14 protein-coding genes are annotated in these 16,108 nt (G+C 69.0%); 10 read left to right on the top strand and 4 right to left on the bottom strand.

The window, feature by feature from the left end; translation table 11 throughout:
* Positions 1–294 precede the first annotated feature (294 nt).
* Genes FOH10_RS36105 through FOH10_RS27615 form a run of 5 tightly spaced genes read left to right on the top strand, consistent with a single transcriptional unit; the run spans position 295 to position 7,046 of the window.
* Positions 295–4,098 carry an ATP-binding protein gene (locus FOH10_RS36105; RefSeq protein WP_143982902.1) on the top strand — a complete coding sequence of 1,268 codons (3,804 nt, stop codon included), beginning with the start codon at positions 295–297 and terminating at the stop codon, positions 4,096–4,098.
* The gene (locus FOH10_RS27630; RefSeq protein ID WP_029930951.1) at positions 4,095–4,508 is read left to right on the top strand and encodes a roadblock/LC7 domain-containing protein; all 414 of its coding nucleotides are present in this window, start codon (positions 4,095–4,097) and stop codon (positions 4,506–4,508) included. The genes FOH10_RS36105 and FOH10_RS27630 overlap by 4 nt, the downstream gene beginning before the upstream one ends.
* Before the next feature lie 7 nt (positions 4,509–4,515).
* Entirely contained in the window at positions 4,516–4,890 is a 375-nt protein-coding gene (locus FOH10_RS27625; protein WP_029930952.1) for a DUF742 domain-containing protein, read from the top strand.
* Entirely contained in the window at positions 4,871–5,473 is a 603-nt protein-coding gene (locus tag FOH10_RS27620) for a GTP-binding protein (RefSeq protein WP_172544792.1), read from the top strand. The genes FOH10_RS27625 and FOH10_RS27620 overlap by 20 nt, the downstream gene beginning before the upstream one ends.
* 49 nt (positions 5,474–5,522) lie before the next feature.
* The gene (locus FOH10_RS27615; protein WP_143982901.1) at positions 5,523–7,046 is read left to right on the top strand and encodes an acetyl-coenzyme A carboxylase carboxyl transferase subunits beta/alpha; all 1,524 of its coding nucleotides are present in this window, start codon (positions 5,523–5,525) and stop codon (positions 7,044–7,046) included.
* A gap of 19 nt (positions 7,047–7,065) precedes the next feature.
* Here FOH10_RS27615 and FOH10_RS27610 read toward each other — a convergent pair whose 3' ends face one another.
* Positions 7,066–7,611, bottom strand: a complete 546-nt coding sequence (locus FOH10_RS27610; protein WP_143982900.1) for a hypothetical protein — start codon at positions 7,609–7,611, stop codon at positions 7,066–7,068.
* Positions 7,608–7,877: a helix-turn-helix transcriptional regulator gene (locus FOH10_RS27605; protein WP_029930956.1), complete on the bottom strand. Its 270-nt coding sequence runs from the start codon at positions 7,875–7,877 to the stop codon at positions 7,608–7,610. Before FOH10_RS27605 ends, FOH10_RS27610 begins: the two co-directional genes overlap by 4 nt.
* 99 nt (positions 7,878–7,976) lie before the next feature.
* Here FOH10_RS27605 and FOH10_RS27600 point away from each other — a divergent pair, with 99 nt between their 5' ends.
* The gene (locus tag FOH10_RS27600; protein WP_143982899.1) at positions 7,977–8,834 is read left to right on the top strand and encodes an aldo/keto reductase; all 858 of its coding nucleotides are present in this window, start codon (positions 7,977–7,979) and stop codon (positions 8,832–8,834) included.
* On the opposite strand, the gene FOH10_RS35875 is transcribed toward FOH10_RS27600, so the two are convergent.
* The gene (locus tag FOH10_RS35875; RefSeq protein ID WP_244961400.1) at positions 8,812–10,149 is read right to left on the bottom strand and encodes an FAD-dependent oxidoreductase; all 1,338 of its coding nucleotides are present in this window, start codon (positions 10,147–10,149) and stop codon (positions 8,812–8,814) included. The genes FOH10_RS27600 and FOH10_RS35875 overlap by 23 nt on opposite strands.
* A 121-nt stretch (positions 10,150–10,270) precedes the next feature.
* Here FOH10_RS35875 and FOH10_RS27590 point away from each other — a divergent pair, with 121 nt between their 5' ends.
* The 4 genes from FOH10_RS27590 to FOH10_RS27575 all read left to right on the top strand — a co-directional run bounded on the left by FOH10_RS27590 (position 10,271) and on the right by FOH10_RS27575 (position 14,999).
* On the top strand, positions 10,271–10,996 hold the full coding sequence (locus tag FOH10_RS27590; RefSeq protein ID WP_029930959.1) for an enoyl-CoA hydratase: 726 nt from the start codon (positions 10,271–10,273) through the stop codon (positions 10,994–10,996).
* Between the two features lie 74 nt (positions 10,997–11,070).
* Positions 11,071–12,198 carry an MBL fold metallo-hydrolase gene (locus FOH10_RS27585; protein ID WP_425326169.1) on the top strand — a complete coding sequence of 376 codons (1,128 nt, stop codon included), beginning with the start codon at positions 11,071–11,073 and terminating at the stop codon, positions 12,196–12,198.
* Between the two features lie 38 nt (positions 12,199–12,236).
* Entirely contained in the window at positions 12,237–12,518 is a 282-nt protein-coding gene (locus FOH10_RS36335; RefSeq protein ID WP_425326168.1) for an antitoxin, read from the top strand.
* 186 nt (positions 12,519–12,704) lie between these two features.
* The gene (locus FOH10_RS27575) at positions 12,705–14,999 is read left to right on the top strand and encodes an ATP-dependent DNA ligase (RefSeq protein WP_143982896.1); all 2,295 of its coding nucleotides are present in this window, start codon (positions 12,705–12,707) and stop codon (positions 14,997–14,999) included.
* A 17-nt stretch (positions 15,000–15,016) separates the two neighbouring features.
* On the opposite strand, the gene FOH10_RS27570 is transcribed toward FOH10_RS27575, so the two are convergent.
* The gene (locus FOH10_RS27570) at positions 15,017–15,661 is read right to left on the bottom strand and encodes a cysteine hydrolase family protein (RefSeq protein ID WP_029930963.1); all 645 of its coding nucleotides are present in this window, start codon (positions 15,659–15,661) and stop codon (positions 15,017–15,019) included.
* Positions 15,662–16,108: the final 447 nt, after the last annotated feature.

The following is a 16,108-nucleotide window of genomic DNA, read 5'->3' as shown; positions in this document are numbered from 1 at the left end:
GATGCCCGCCTCGATAGATCTGCCTGATTGTGGCAGACTTCACGCGACGTCCGGGCGGACGCCGCGACCTTTGATTTTGTCTGGAACAGGCAGGTCAGCGACCGGTGGTTGCCAAGAGGTCACACAAGAAGTTATTGATCCGTTAGAATCGCATGTCACATATTTCGGCCGTCATGGACGCAATTTCTCGGCCAGCCGCAGTTCTCGGCCAGCTCTGCCTGTCGAGCCCAGCGTGCGATCGTGGAGGCTCGCTGATAGCGCGTGGCCAGGGCCAGTTTGGAAAGTGAGTGGGAGATGCGTGACGCCGCTAGTTCCGGCAGCAAGCGCTGGGCGCTGAGCAACTGGGACCTGCGCTGGAAGGTGACGGCTGTGCTAGCCGTCCCGCTACTGGTCGCGGTGGTGCTCGGCGCCTCCAGGATCTCGGCGGAGTTCCGCGAGTCGACACGGCTGTCCACGGCGGTGGAACACGTCAGCGTGATTCCGGCCATCACCGGCCTCAGTGCCACAGCGTCGCAGGTCGCCGGTGGTCAGATGGTGAAGATCGGCGGGAACTCGTTCACGACCGATCCCGAACTCGCCCAGCTGGACACCGCCATCCAGTTCGCCGAGAAGGCCGCGCCGAAGCTGAGCGATATGCCGAACGCTCGCGCCGCGCTGGACGACATGATCGTGGCCGCCAAGGCCATTCGGGCGCAGGGTCTCGCCCCCTCGGAATCGGTTCCCGACACGGTCGCGCAGATCGAGCGAGTCCGCGGCAGCAGCGTCAACACGGTGGAGTCGATCGTGGCCACCGTCGCCGACAAATCCGTCGACCAGGCCAAACTGCAGCTCGTCGACTCGCTGAACTCCCGTGCCGTGCTGGTCGGCGAGGTCGCCGGCTTCGCCGAGGCGCTACGCAACAACCCCAAGGACGGCGTCCGCGACATCCAGATCGGCATCAGCACCGAACGCCAGCTGCTGGCCGTGCTGGCGCACCGGTTCCCGGACGGCGATCCGCTGATCTCCGAGCTGCAGAACCAGGTCAACATCCGGCTCCAGCTGGTCGGCAGTCCCGAGGCCAGCGTGGGTCAGCTGCCGGTGACCGAACTCAAGGATTCGCTGGTCGTCAGCGTCGACAAGTACCAGACCATCGCGACCGACTCCACCAAGGCCATCGTGTCCCGAGTGGACGCCCTGGCCGCCACCGCGCGCACCGACGCCATCCGCTACGCGGTCATCGTCGTCGCCACCATCCTCGGTGCGCTCGCTCTGGCCGTGCTGATGGCCCGCTCGATGATCGTGCCGCTGCGCCGGCTGCGTCTGGCCGCGCTGCGCGTCGCCGAACACGATCTGGCCCACGAGGTCTCCGCGCTGCGTGACGGCGCCGATCCGGAAGACGTTCCGCTCGAGCCCATGCCGGTGGACACCGACGAGGAGATCGGCCAGCTGGCCCGCGCCGTCGACGACATCCACGGTCAGGCGCTGCGCCTGGCCGCCGACCAGGCCGCCATGCGTACCCAGGTCAACGACATGTTCGAAACCCTGGCGCGGCGCTCCAAGTCGCTGGTCGACCACCAGCTCACCCTCATCGAGGCGATGGAGTACGACGAGAAGGACCCGCGCCTTCTCGAAAACCTGTTCCGCCTCGACCATCTCGCCGCGCGTATGCGACGCAACGGCGACAACCTGCTGATTCTCGCCGGCACCAAGCAGCGCCGGTCCAAGTCCGCCCCCGTCGAGATCGCCGACGTGCTGCGCGCGGCCATCTCCGAGGTGGAGGACTACGAGCGCGTGAAGCTGGGCGCCACGCCGCGCGGTGCCCTGGTCGAACCGGCCGCCTCCGACCTCGCGCACCTGTTCGCCGAGTTGCTCGACAACGCGCTGCGTGCCTCGCCGCCGGAGACGGACGTGAAGTTCACCTTCGCGCAGGCGCACGACACCGGTCTGCTCATCGAGGTCGCCGACCGCGGTATCGGTATGCCGCCGGCGGAGATGGCCGAGATCAACCGCCGACTGGAGACCACCGCCGAGGTCGGTCCCGACACCGCCCGGCACATGGGCCTGTTCGTGGTCGGCCGGCTGGCCGAGCGGCACGGCCTGACCGTGCGACTGCGTCCCACCTTCGACACCGCGCGCGATCCGGGTGTGACCGTGACCGTGCACGTGCCGAAGGCGCTCATCATGGCGCCGGGCGGCGCGATCTCGGTGCCGCCGCAGCCGGGTGGGCAGCAGCAGCCGGCCCCGCAGCCGGGTGGGCCGCAGCCGTCGGCCCCGTCCTCCATGCAGATGCGGGCGGTGACCCGCACCGCCACCGGCAATGTCATGGTGACCGTGGATCCGGGTGGCAGCGGTGCGATTCCGGCCGCCCCCGGATCGGGGGCCGGTGCTCCCGCGCCCGCCGCCGCGAACGCCTCCGGTGGGCTACCCCAGCGTTCGCCGGGATCGGCGGGTGCCGCGGTGGGGCTGCCGCAGCGTGCGCCGGGCGGTGCCGCGCCCGCCGGACCGGGTGGGCTGCCGCAGCGCCAGCCGGGCACCAGCGGTCCGACGGTCCGCCACACCGTCGCTGCTCCGCCCGGTCCGGGTGGGCTACCGCAGCGTGAGCCCGGCGCGAACAATCCGGTGCCCCCGTCGGGGCAGCCGAATACGAATCTGCAACCGCGTCAGCCGGGCGACGGTCCGGCGCGTCCGGGCGGCGGCCTCGCCGCCAATATGATGCGCCGCCAGGGCGGTGCGCCGGGTGCGCCCGGTGGGCTGCCGCAGCGGCCGGGGCCGGGCGCCCCGCCTCCGGGTGGTCCGGGTGGGTTGCCGCCGCGGGACGCCTCCGGTGCGCTACCGCAGCGGGAATCGGGCCTCGCTCCCCGCGAGGGTGGCGCGCCCGCCGGTCCGGGTGGGCTGCCGCAGCGGCAGCCGGGTACCAACGGTGCCCCGCCGCGCGATCCGTCCGCCGGTGGGCTGCCGCAGCGTGCCGCCTCGGGCGGCCTGCCGCAGCGTGATCCGGGTGCCAATGGTGCGCCGCCGCGTGAGGGCGGCAAGGGCCTGCCGCAGCGTGGTGACGCTCCGGGTGGTTTGCCGCAGCGGGGTGAGGCTCCCGGTGGTTTGCCGCAGCGGGGTGAGGCTCCCGGTGGTTTGCCGCAGCGGGGTGAGGCTCCCGGTGGTTTGCCGCAGCGGGGTGAGGCTCCCGGTGGTTTGCCGCAGCGGGGTGAGGCTCCCGGTGGTCTGCCGCAGCGGGGTGAGGCTCCCGGTGGTCTGCCCCAGCGTGGTGACGCGCCCGGTGGTCTGCCGCAGCGCGCGCCCGGAAGCAACGGTGCGCCGCCGCAGCGTGATTCGGCCCTGGGTGGGCTGCCGCAGCGTGACAGCGGTCTACCCAAGCGCGACAACGGTCTGCCGCAGCGCGATAGCGCCATGCCGCGCCGCGATGCCGCGTCCACCGGCCTGACCCAGCGGGATACCGTACTGCCGCAGCGGGAATCGGCGCTGCCGCAGCGGGACAACACCCTGCTCCCGCAGCGTGACGGCGGGCTGCCGCAGCGGCAGCCGGGCACCGCCCCGGGCGGTATGCCGCAGCGGCCCAGTCCGTCCGGTCTGCCGCAGCGCGATCCGGGTGCGGGTCTGCCGCAGCGTCCGGCTCCGGTGCCGGGGCTGCGCGGCCCTGCCGCGGGCGGTGCCACCGAGGAGGCGCCCGCCGGTCCGGGCAAGCACAGCTTCCGCTCCAATCCGCAGAAGACGGCGTCGTTCTTCCAGACTCGACTGCAGCCTGCCAGCGAAGACGACTCGTCGTTCGGCACTCCGATCTTCGCTGAGATGATGTCGGCGTGGCTGCAGGATCCGAACGCGGACCGGTCCCAGGTGGCCGCCTCCTTCGAATCACCGGGGGACGAGGGTTGGCAAGCGGCCCGTCGTGCGGTGGAATCTCAGCCGGAGAAGCGCACGGCAGCCGGTCTGCCGCAGCGTGATCCGGGGCACCGGTTGGTGCCGGGCGGCGTGAACGGCAACGCCGAACGGACCACCCGCCGGGATCCGGAATCCATCAGGTCCAGCCTGAGTCGTCACCAGCAGGGCGTCCGGGATGGCCGTGCACAGCAAGCAATGAACCTAACCGGAGATAAAGGAGACCGATGAACCCCGATCTAGGTGGTACGAAGCGACAGCTGGATTGGCTGGTTTCGAACTTCGCGAATGAGGTTCCCGGCGTCGCGCATGCCGTGCTTGTCTCGGCCGATGGCCTGCTGATGGCTGCCAGCGCGCAGCTGCCCGTCGATCGGGCAGAACAGCTGTCCGCGGTGACCGCAGGGCTCGCGAGCCTCTCGGTGGGCGTGTCCAACCTCTTCGAGGGCGGCACCGTGCTGCAGTCGGTTGTCGAGATGGAGCACGGATACCTGTTGCTCATGGCCGTTGGTGATGGTTCCTACCTCGCGGTGCTCACGAATACCTCGTGTGACATCGGCCAGGTGGGATACGAGATGGCTTTGTTGGTCGAGCGGGTGGGCCAGACAGTCCAGGCCACACCTCGCGTCACGATGGGTTCCTGATGGTGGGATGGACATAGACAATCAGCGCTTGGGGAGCGCCGAGCCCAGCCTCGTTCGCCCGTATTCCTTGACCGCCGGCCGCACGCGGCCGAAGGTGGAATTGGCGTTGGAGGCGCTCGTCGCATCGCATCCGGTCGCCTTCGAGCGGCAGTTCGAACTCACCAATATCGAGACGTCAATCGTGGAGTTGTGCAGAGAATCGCCGTCTGTCGCCGAAGTCGCAGCGCGCCTGGGCATCCCGATCGGGGTGGCCCGGGTGTTGGTCGCCGACTTGATCGAAGCCGGCCACGTGAAGGTTTCGGCGACATTGAAAGACGATTCCAGCGACGATGAACGTCGCGAGCTGATCGAAAGGGTTCTCAGTGGACTCCGGCGTATTTGATTCGACGACACAGGTCGACACACGCACGAGCAAGCCGACGTCGGCGAAGATCGTGGTGGCCGGTGGCTTCGGTGTGGGCAAGACGACCCTGGTCGGTGCCGTTTCGGAGATCGTTCCGCTGCGCACCGAGGCATTGGTGACCAATGCCAGTGTCGGCGTCGACAGCCTCAGTGGCGTCGAATCGAAGGCCACCACCACGGTGGCCATGGACTTCGGCAGGATCAGTCTTGCCGATGACCTGGTGCTGTACCTGTTCGGTACGCCCGGCCAGTACCGATTCTGGTTCATGTGGGACGACCTGATCCGCGGCGCCATCGGCGCGGTGGTGCTGGTCGACACCCGGCGACTGGAGGACAGTTTCGCCGCCGTCGACTACTTCGAGGCGCGGAACCTACCTTTCCTGGTGGCCATCAACGAATTCGACGACGCGCCTCGCTACCCGATCGAGGACATCCGCCAGGCCCTCGCGGTCCCGGCGGATACGCCGATTCTGTCGATGGACGCCCGCCGCCGGGAGCCGGTGAAGCAGGCCCTGGTGGCGGTCACCGAGTACGCCCTGCGCAAGGTCGTGCAGGGGTACTGATCCGGGCATCGCCGAAGGCGACGCAATCGGACACAGCTATTCTCGCGGCGTGAGGACAGCGGCGCGGGAACTTCTCGGTGGTCTGCTCGATCCCGGCTCCTTCGTGAGCTGGGATCGGCCTCCGCCGCAGCTTCCCCGTTCCGCCGAGTACCGCGCCGAGCTGCGGGCGGCCGCGGCCGCGAGCGGTCTCGACGAAGCGGTGCTGACCGGGGAGGGGCGGTTGCGCGGGCGGCGGGTGGCCGTGATCGCGTGCGAGTTCGGGTTCCTCGCGGGGTCGATCGGGGTGGCGGCGGCCGAGCGCATCGTGTCGGCCGTGGAGCGGGCCACCGCGCTGGGGCTGCCGCTGGTGGCCTCGCCGACCTCCGGGGGAACCCGAATGCAGGAGGGCACAGTCGCTTTCGTGCAGATGGTGAAGATCGCGGGGGCGGTCGCGGCGCACAAGTCGGCTGGCTTCCCCTATCTGGTCTACCTGCGAAATCCCACCATGGGCGGGGTGTTCGCCTCGTGGGGATCGTTGGGGCACATGACTTTCGCCGAGCCCGGCGCTCTGATCGGCTTCCTGGGGCCGCGGGTGTACCGGGCGCTGTACGGGCGCGATTTCCCGGAGGGGGTGCAGACGGCGGAGAACCTCTATCGCAACGGTGTCATCGACGGTGTGGTCCCGGTGCGGGTTTTCCGTCGTATCGCGCACCGAGCCCTCAACGTGTTCAGTGGAATCGCTGTCGGGCATGCCGAATATTCGCGGGATCCAGCCACTTTGGATTGTTCTCCGGCGGAATATGCTTCGCTGGAAGCTGTTCCGGCCTGGCAGTCGGTTCTGAACTCGCGACGTGCCGATCGGCCGGGTATTCGTGAACTGCTGCGTCAGGTCACCGATCGGGTGCCGCTCAGCGGTACCGGCCAGGGGGAATCCGACCGGACGGTGGTGCACGCGCTGGCCCGCTTCCGCGGCCATCCGTGTGTGGTGTTCGGCCACGACCGCTCCGGACAGACCACCGAGACCACCATGGGTCCGGCCGCTTTGCGGGAGGCACGCCGCAGTATGCAGTTGGCTCTGCAGTTGCGGGTGCCGCTGGTGCTGGTGATCGATACCGCCGGTGCTTCGCTGTCCCGCGAGGCCGAGGAACGCGGACTCGCCCCCGAGATCGCCCGCTGCCTGGCCGATCTCGTCACCCTCGATACGCCGACCATCTCGATCCTGCTCGGCCAGGGCACCGGTGGCGGCGCGCTGGCGCTGTTGCCCGCGGACCGGGTGCTGGCCGCCTCGCACGGGTGGCTCGCGCCGCTACCGCCCGAGGGAGCCAGCGCCATCGTCTTCCGTGATACCGAGCACGCACCGGAATTGGCGGCGTCCCAGCGCATCCGGTCGGTGGATCTGCTCGCCGACGGCATCGTGGACCGCATCGTTCCCGAACGCCCGGACGCGGCGGCCGAACCGGTGGAGTTCGCCCGCCGCATGGTCGCGGTCATCGCGCAGGAGTTGGCCGATCTGACCGCTCGCCCGGTGGCGGAACTGCGAGCGGCTCGACACCTCCGGTATCGCCGTCTCGGCAATCCGCCCGCCGTCGACTGATGCCCGTCGACCGCCCGACTCAGCCCTCCGGCTCCGGCTCCGGCTCCGGTCGCGTCCACGCCAGGATCATGGCCGGAGCGCAGCCACCGGCCAGCAACGTCGCCAGGATCATGACGCCGCCCGCGTAGGAGGTCTGGAAGGCACTCATCTCGGAGGCGAGGGCGGGCGCCCAGATCACGTAGAACAGCGGCGGCAGCGTCAGCCACTGGGTGACCGACAGTCCGATGGACCGGGCGGCCGTCCGCTGCGCGATCTCGAGTTCGTCGAGGATTTCGGCAGGTGCGTTGTCCTGGCCCTGGGAGACGATGCGCAGCATGGTCCAGGCGCCCAGGAAGATCAGGATCACCGGCAGGATGAGCAGCGTCGCCCACTGTAGATCGAATGCGCACAGCACGCCGGTGACGAAGAGCGCGGCGAGGCTGACGGCCACGGTGACGACCAGCGCCCGCCGTCGGCGTCGGGTGCGCCATGTCGGGAACATGCCGGCCATGCGCTGCTCGTGGACCAGCCAGCGGCGGACGCGGTAGTCCTGGTAGCGGTCGATGAGACCGGTTGCGGTGGTCATGGTTTCCCCTTCGAGTAGAACTCCGCGGACAGCGGCGTGAATTCGGTGCGAGAGAAGACGGCCTCGACGGGCACGCCGAAGACGTCGCAGATGCGCATGGCCAGGTCGAGGCTCGGGTAGTGGTCGCCACGTTCGAGTGCCCCGATGGTCTGCACATTCACGTCCACCGCCTCGGCGAGCGCCGCGCGGCTCATGCGGTGCTCGGCCCGCAGCACCGCGATGCGGTTGTAGATCGGTAGGGTTTTACCCCTTCGCACTGGACTCACACAACATAGTGTTGTAAAAACACAACATTCTGTCAAGCGGTGACCAACACAGCGAAAGGGCTGATTGACCAAGCGGCAAACCGCTTCTACGGTCGGAACGTGACCTTCAGGAGTGAAACGAGCGCCGTCCCCTCGATCGTGCTGAACGACGGGCAGGTGATACCGAAGCTCGGTTTCGGCGTCTTCCAGGTAACGCCCGAGCAAGCGGTCGACGCCGTCACCACCGCCCTGGAGGTCGGCTACCGCAGCATCGACACCGCCATGGTGTACGGCAACGAGGCGGAGGTGGGTCGCGCCATCCGCGATTCCGGCCTGCCGCGCGACCAGGTCTATGTGACCACCAAACTGTGGAACTCCGATCAGGGCTACGACGCCACCCTGCGCGCGTTCGACGCCAGTATGGAACGCCTGGGCCTGGACTACCTGGACCTCTACCTCATCCACTGGCCGATCGCGGATTCCGGCCTGTACGTGGACACCTTCCGGGCGTTCCAATCGCTGAAGGCCGCCGGGCGCATCACCTCCATCGGCGTCTCCAACTTCACCCGCGAGCACCTCGAGCGCGTGATCGCCGAAACCGGCGAGACCCCCGTGGTGAACCAGATCGAACTGCACCCCCGGCTGACCCAGCCCGAGCTACGCGCCTTCCACGCCGATCACGGCATCGCCACCGAGGCCTGGAGCCCGCTCGGTCAGGGCACCCTGCTCGACGACCCGGCCATCGTCGCGGTCGCCGAGGAAACCGGCCGCACCCCCGCCCAGGTCATCCTGCGCTGGCACCTCCAGCTGGGCAATATCGCCATCCCCAAATCGGTCACCCCCACCCGCATCGCGGAGAACTTCGCCGTCTTCGACTTCGAACTCACCAACGACCAGATGTCGCGAATCTCCGCCCTGGACAAGGGCTCCCGCGTAGGCCCCGACCCCGAAACCTTCACCGCGGGCGCTCCGGACTGATCCACCCCAGGAACTCCGTCAACTCCACCGCCGCCGCGCGCCCCGCCCGATTGGCGCCGATCGTGCTGGCCGACGGCCCGTACCCGATCAGATGAATCCGCGGATCCGCCGCCACCCGGGTGGCCAGCCGACCGTCCATGGTGATCCCGCCTCCGGGCCCGCGCAGTCGCAGCGGCGCCAGATGATCCAGGGCGCTGCGGAACCCGGTGCACCACAGGATCACCTCGGCCGCCTGGAACTCCCCGTCCGCCCAGCGCACCCCGTCGGGTTCGATGTGGTCGAACATGGGGCGGCGGCGCAGCGCTCCCCGCGCTCGCATCGCCCGCACCCGCTCGTCCTCACGTAACCCGGTCACCGACACCACCGATCCGGGTGGCAACCCCCGGCGCACCCGGTCCTCGACGATCGCCACCGCCGCCCGGCCGTCCTCGGGCGCGAACTGCCCGTCCCGGAACACCGGCTCCCGCCGTGTCACCCAGGTGGTGCCGGTGACCTGCGAGATCTCATCCAGCAACTGCACGGCGGTGATACCCCCGCCCACCACGACGACGTGCTTTCCCGCGAACTCCGCGGCGGCGCGATAGTCGTGGGCGTGCAGTTGTCGGCCAGCGAATGTTTCCGCGCCGCGGTAATAGGGAATGAATGGCTTGTCCCAGGTACCCGTCGCGTTGATCAAGCCACGGACACGCAGCGTGGCGCCTGGGGTGGGCACCCGACGAGGAACGCCCCCGCCGAGGTCGGAGGCGGCGGCCGGAGCGGTTCGTCCGGTGCGCGAGGTGGCGGCGTCGCTCGGACCGGAATCGACAGCGTGGTCGGTTTCCGGACCAGCGGCGCCGCCGCCGCGGTCTCCGGGGTTGTCCGCCACCCGGCACCCGGCTTCCTGCGCGGCGGCCCGCTCGCCACCCATCCGCGTCTCGGCGTGCAGCAGCCCGTCCACTTCAGCGTTCGGGCAGGTCGCGGCGGTGGCGCGATCACATACCACGGCCACCGAGACCGGTCGGTGCACGCGCAGGTCGAACCGCTTCTCGTACAGCTCGAAGTAGTGCGGAACCGCCGTCGCCGCCTGCGCGTGCGCCGCGTCGGGCGGCAGGGTTTCGGCGAATTCCATCCCGGGTAGGTCGTGGACACGATTGACCGTACTCAGTGTGAGTGAGGGCCAACGGAATTGCCAGGCGCCACCGGGCCCGGGGGAGTGGTCGACAATGAGAAAGTCCTGCTCGGGCCGCAGCCCCAGCCGCCGCAGGTGATAGCCGACGGAGAGTCCGGCCTGGCCCGCACCGATCACCAGGATGTCCACATCGGGTGTCGCGCTCACCGTCCAGACAGTACCGACGGTGCGTTACCGGTCGGTACACACGGCCGCGTCGAGCGCGGAACTGCCGGTCGGTCCCGCTTAGAGTGAAGGGACCAGGGTGCCGACAGTGGGGAAGGGACAGATGCTCGGAGTCAGCCGCGATGGTGAGGTGGTCACCATCGAACTGCAGCGTCCGGAACGCCGGAACGCTCTCAACCTCGAGCTGGTGGGCCGGTTGCGCACCGCTGTCCAGGAGGCGGCGGCCGACGCGCGGGTCATCGTGCTCACCGGCCAGGGGCCGATCTTCAGTGCGGGGGCCGATCTGGACGGCGTCTATTCCGACGAGTTCCTGGACGGCCTGATGGGCATGTTGCGCACCATCGAGTCGGTGCCGGTGCCCGTGATCGCCGCCATCAACGGCGGTGCGCTCGGCGCGGGCGTGCAACTGGCGCTGGCCTCCGATCTGCGGGTGCTGAGCCCCGACTCCTACATCGCCATTCCGGCCGCGAAACTCGGTATCTCCGTGGACCGTTGGACGGTGCGCCGACTGGCCTCGCTGATCGGCTCCGGCCCGGCCCGCACCATGTTGCTGGGCGCGGAACCGATCCCCGCCGCGGACGCCTACGGTTTCGGCTTCGCCAATCGCCTCGGCACCCTCGCCGACGCGCAGGCGTGGGCCAAATCCATCGCGGAGCTGGCACCGCTGTCGCTGCGGCATATGAAGCTGGTGTTCAACGACGACGGCACCCGTGAGGCCGACACCATCGAGCAGCGAGAGGCGCTGAGGGCGGCATGGACGAGCGAGGACGCACAGGAGGCGCGCTTGGCGCGCCAGGAGAAGCGCACAGCGAGGTTCACCGGACGATGAATGCCGAACGAGACACCGGGACAACCGATATCGACGTGGTGCGGGATCGGCTCACGGGTGCGGCGCGCACCGTGGTGGGTGCGGTGGCCGGTGCCGTGGGCATCGGCTGGCTGGTTCGCGCGGCGTGGGGGATTCCCTCGGCCATGGGGGCGGGCATCTCGGCCATCCAGCCGACCGCCACCGCCTCGGTCCGCTACCGCAACCGCCAGTTCCACAACACTGAGCCGAGCAGCCAGATCGCCTCCGGTTCGGGTTTCTCGCTGCTGAACTCGGTGCTGACCAAACGCAATCTGGGCCGGGCCCCCGGTCCGATCCCGCTGGTCACCCCCGAGCTGCCGGAACAGGCCGCGGACCTGGCCGTCACCTGGTACGGCCATGCCACCGCGCTGGTCGAGATCGACGGCTACCGGGTGCTCACCGATCCGGTGTGGAGCGAACGCGTTTCGCCGTCGCCGCTCATCGGCCCGGCTCGCCAGCATCCGGTGCCGCAGCGGCTCGACGAGTTGCCGCCGCTGGACGCGGTGATCATCTCGCACGACCACTACGACCATCTGGACCGCGATACCGTGCAGGGTCTGGTGGCGAGCCAGAGCGCGGTCTTCATCGTGCCGCTCGGGATCGGGGCGCATCTGCGGCACTGGCAGGTGCCGGACGAGCGGATCGTCGAAATGGATTGGGGCACCTCGGTTTCGCTGTCGACGCTGCAGCGCGCGCACGAGGGCACGGATCTGACGATCACCTGTACGGAGGCCCGTCACTTCTCCGGCCGCGGGTTGGTGCGCAACACCACCCTGTGGGCGTCCTGGTCGCTGGCCGGTCCGCGGCATCGGGTGTACTTCGGTGGCGATACCGGCTACACCAAGGCGTTCTCGGAGGCGGGCGCGAAGCTCGGCCCGTTCGATCTGACCCTGCTGCCCATCGGCGCGTACGACGCCGCCTGGCCGGATGTGCACATGAATCCGGAGGAGGCGGTGCGCGCACACGCCGATCTGAATCTGGGAAACGCGGCGCACGGACTGCTGGTGCCGATTCACTGGGCGACCTTCAATCTGGCCTTCCACGGCTGGTCGGAGCCGGTACAGCGGATGGTGGCGGCGGCCGACGCGGCGGGTACGGCCGTCGCCGTCCCGAAACCGGGACAGCGGATCGACCGCAATGGCGTCCCACCAGGACAGACCTGGTGGAAAGATGTCAGCCGATGACCGAAGACCGAGTGTGAAGGAGCAGGGCTGTGAGTCTTATGGACACGCTCAAGGGATTGGTCGGCAAGGGCAAGGATGTGGCGGCCCAGAACGCCGAGAAGATCGAGTCCGCGGTGGACAAGGCCGGGGGCTTCATCGACCAGAAGACCGGAGGCAAGTACTCCGACAAGATCGACAAGGGTGCCGAGGCGGTGAAGAACGCCATTCCGGAGCAGGGCGGCGCGGCCGCGGCTCCGGAGGCCAAGCCTGCTCCGGAACCCGCTCCGGATCCCACTCCGGGTGAGAACCCGCCGGGGGAGCAGAAGCCTCCGACCCCATAGGTCGGCCTACCCGGAACGCGGGCACTGCTCGTCGGTTCCGGGTGGCTCGTGGTTCAGGGGAGCCCTCTGACCCGGCCGGTTGCGACATTCGGGCCGTTCGTGTCTCCCGCGACCCGCGGGGACCCGAACGGCCCGTTGGTTTTTCGGATCCCGATGATTGTCGCCGCCCACCTCTAGACTGGCGTCATGGGGTCCCGGCGGAGTTTCGGGGGAGTCGAGGTGGCGCTGACCAACCTCGACAAGGTGCTGTATCCCGCCACCGGCACCACCAAGGGCGAGGTCATCGACTATTTCACGGCCATCGCCCCGGCCTTGCTGCCGCATATCGCGGGCCGGGCGGTGACGCGCAAGCGCTGGCCGAACGGGGTGGACGAGTCCTCGTTCTTCGAGAAGAATCTGCCCGACCACGCTCCGAAGTGGATCGAGCGCCATCGGCTCGAGCATTCCGACCGCACCGTCGTCTATCCGGTGATCGACTCGGTGGCGGGCATGGCGTGGCTGGGGCAGCAGGCGGCCCTGGAAATCCATGTGCCGCAGTGGGTATTCGACGGTGACGCGCGCGGCCCCATCACCCGGCTGGTCTTCGACCTGGATCCCGGGCCGGGGGCCGGGCTGCGGCAGTGTGCGCAGGTGGCGCTCATGCTGCGCGATGTGGTGCGCGATGTCGGCCTGGACGCCTTCCCGGTGACCAGCGGCAGCAAGGGCATTCACGTCTACGTCCCGCTCGATCGTCGGTTGAGCCCGGGCGGCGCGTCCACCGTGGCCAAACAGGTGGCCACCAATCTGCAACAGCTGTACCCGAATCTGGTCACCGCGAATATGGCCAAGGCGGCGCGCGGGGGCAAGGTGCTGCTCGACTGGAGCCAGAACAATCCGGCCAAGACCACCATCGCCCCGTACTCGCTGCGCGGCCGCGACGAGCCGACCGTCGCCGCACCGCGCACCTGGGACGAGATCGAGAATCGGAAGAAGTTGCGGCACCTACGCTTCGAGGAGGTGCTGGAACGGTGGCGGTCCGACGGTGATCTGATCGCCGCATTGGACGCGCCGCTGCCGGCACATCAGCCCGACCGGCTCACCCGCTACCGCTCCATGCGCGATCCGGACCGCACCCCGGAGCCGGTGCCCGCCGCTCGTCCCGCGTCTGCCGAGGGCAATCGCTATGTGGTGCAACAGCATCGGGCCCGGCGGCTGCACTGGGACGTGCGGCTGGAACGGGACGGCGTCCTTGTGTCGTGGGCGGTGCCCAAGGGTCCGCCGACCGACACCCACGAGAACCGCCTCGCCGTGCACACCGAGGACCACCCGCTCGAATATCTGGAGTTCCACGGCACGATTCCCAAGGGCCAGTACGGGGCCGGGGAGATGACCATCTGGGATGCGGGCACCTACGAGACCGAGAAGTGGCGCGACGACGAGGTGATCGTGCGCCTGCACGGTGAACGCCTGGACGGCCGGTACGCGCTCATCCAGACCAATGGCAATCAGTGGCTCATGCACCTGATGAAGGATCAGCATCCGGAGCTCGACCGGCCGGATGGCGACGGCGTGGCGGCCGGTGACGGGGGCCGGGTGCTCACGCCGCCGCGGCAACCGGTACCGCTGCCGCGCGGACTCACCCCCATGCTCGCCACCCCCGGCGACGTCTCCACCTTCGAGGCCGACGAGTGGGCCTTCGAAACCAAATGGGACGGCTTCCGTCTCATCGCCGAGATCGACGACGGCGCGGTCACCTTGCGCAGCCGCGCCGGGAATATCGTCACCGGCCGCTATCCGAGCATCGCGCGCCTGGGCGCGGAACTGGCCGGGCATTCGATCGTGCTGGACGGGGAGGCGGTGGTTTTCGACGATCACGGCACCGCCAACCTCGGACTGCTGCGCAACCACGCCGGGCAGGCGGTATTCGTCGCCTTCGATGTGCTCTACCTGGACGGCACCTCACTGCTGCGCAAACGCTACGACGACCGCCGCCGGGTGCTGGAGGCGCTGGCCGGGCGGTCGTCCTCGCTGGTGGTGCCGCCGCGCCTGGACGGCTCCGGGGCGCGGGCGCTGCGCTACAGCCAGGAGCACGGGATGGAGGGGGTGATCGCCAAACGCCGGGATTCGGTGTACCTGCCCGGTAAGCGCGGGCAGTCCTGGGTCAAGACCCGCAATTGGCGCACCCTGACCGTGACGGTCGGCGGCTACCGACGCTCGGACGTCCGCCGCTTCGCCTCCCTGCTGGTGGGGGTGGAGCACGAGGGCAGGCTGTACTACCTGGGGCGGGTCGGCACCGGTTTCAGCGAACAGGAGATGAGCGAGCTGGATTCGAGGCTGCGCCGCCTGGAACGCAAGACCAGCCCGTTCGACAACGAACTCACCGGGGAGGAGCGCAAGGACGCGGTGTGGGTGACGCCCAAGATCACCGGCACGGTGCGGTTCATGAACTGGACCGAGACCGGACGTCTCTGGCATCCGGCCTGGATTCCCGCCTCCGACTGAGCCTTTCGTTCCCAGGCTCAGGCCGACTTCTCGAGCAGCGGTGTGAGCGTGTCGATATCGGTGACCACCGCGTGGCCCTGGAATTCGAAGTCGGCCCAGGCCCGATCCATGGCCTCGATGTCGCGTCCGCCCACCGCGTCCTTGACGACCACCGGAATGAAGCCGAGATCGGTGGAATGCGCGACGGTCGGGGCGATGCCGATCTCCAGTGCCACACCGACGATCGTGTAGGCCCCGATGCCGAGATCGCGCAGCGTGGCCGCCAGCGGCGTGCCCTCGAACGCCGACATGGCCGTCTTGTCGAAGACCGTCTCGTCGGCGGTCGGCCGCAGCTGCGGCACCAATTCGAAGGCCGGGGTATCGCGCTGCAGGATCGGATGCACCTCGTCCACCGAATCCACCCGCTGCCAGTTCATGGCCATGCGCAGCGCGAATGCTCCGCTCAGCCGTTTGGGCAGGAACATGTGCCGCAGGAAGATCACGGGATAGCCACCGCGGCGGGCGGCCTCGACGACCCGCACCACCCGCTCGATGATCGCGTCGCCGTCCGGCAGCTGTGACAGCACCCCGACCTGCATGTCGTACACGATCACCGCCATCCGCTCGGGTGCGCACAGCTCCTCCAGCGAGTCCGGAATCTCCAGGCCGTTCCCGTATCGCACATTATCCTCCACTCGCCCAATGCGTTTCGCCCCAACCCTACCCGCGGGCGAGCAGCTCCGGGGTGCACTCGCGGCGCACTATCCGCGCGCGGAGGAGAGCATCCGCCGGGCCGACGGTCGGTGCCCACGCGTTCTGCGGGCCGCAGATGAACAATCCGCCGCACCGGCGACCCACCGTGAACCCCCGCGTCGATCGGGTCCGCCCTGCCGAGTTGCCGCACATCCTGTCCGCCATGGTGGCGGTGCGGCGGTGTGCCCAGGATCCCGCGCCGACATAGCGGTGTGGGTGTTGCCAGGTACCGCGCCGACATGGTGGCGGTGGGTGTTGCCGGGTATCGCGCCGACCAGGTGGTGGGAGTGCCACCGATCCCGCGGCCATGCGGTGGCAGCGGCAGCTGCCCGGCGCGGGCACGCCACGCCCGGGTCGCGAGACGCGCCGATAGCGTT

Origin of the sequence: Nocardia otitidiscaviarum (assembly GCF_007362295.1) — a bacterium.
In the GTDB taxonomy this organism is placed as follows: Bacteria; Actinomycetota; Actinomycetes; order Mycobacteriales; family Mycobacteriaceae; genus Nocardia; species Nocardia otitidiscaviarum.
The sequence above is the reverse complement of the archived record's forward strand: the minus strand, read 5'-3'. Positions and strand labels throughout refer to the sequence as shown.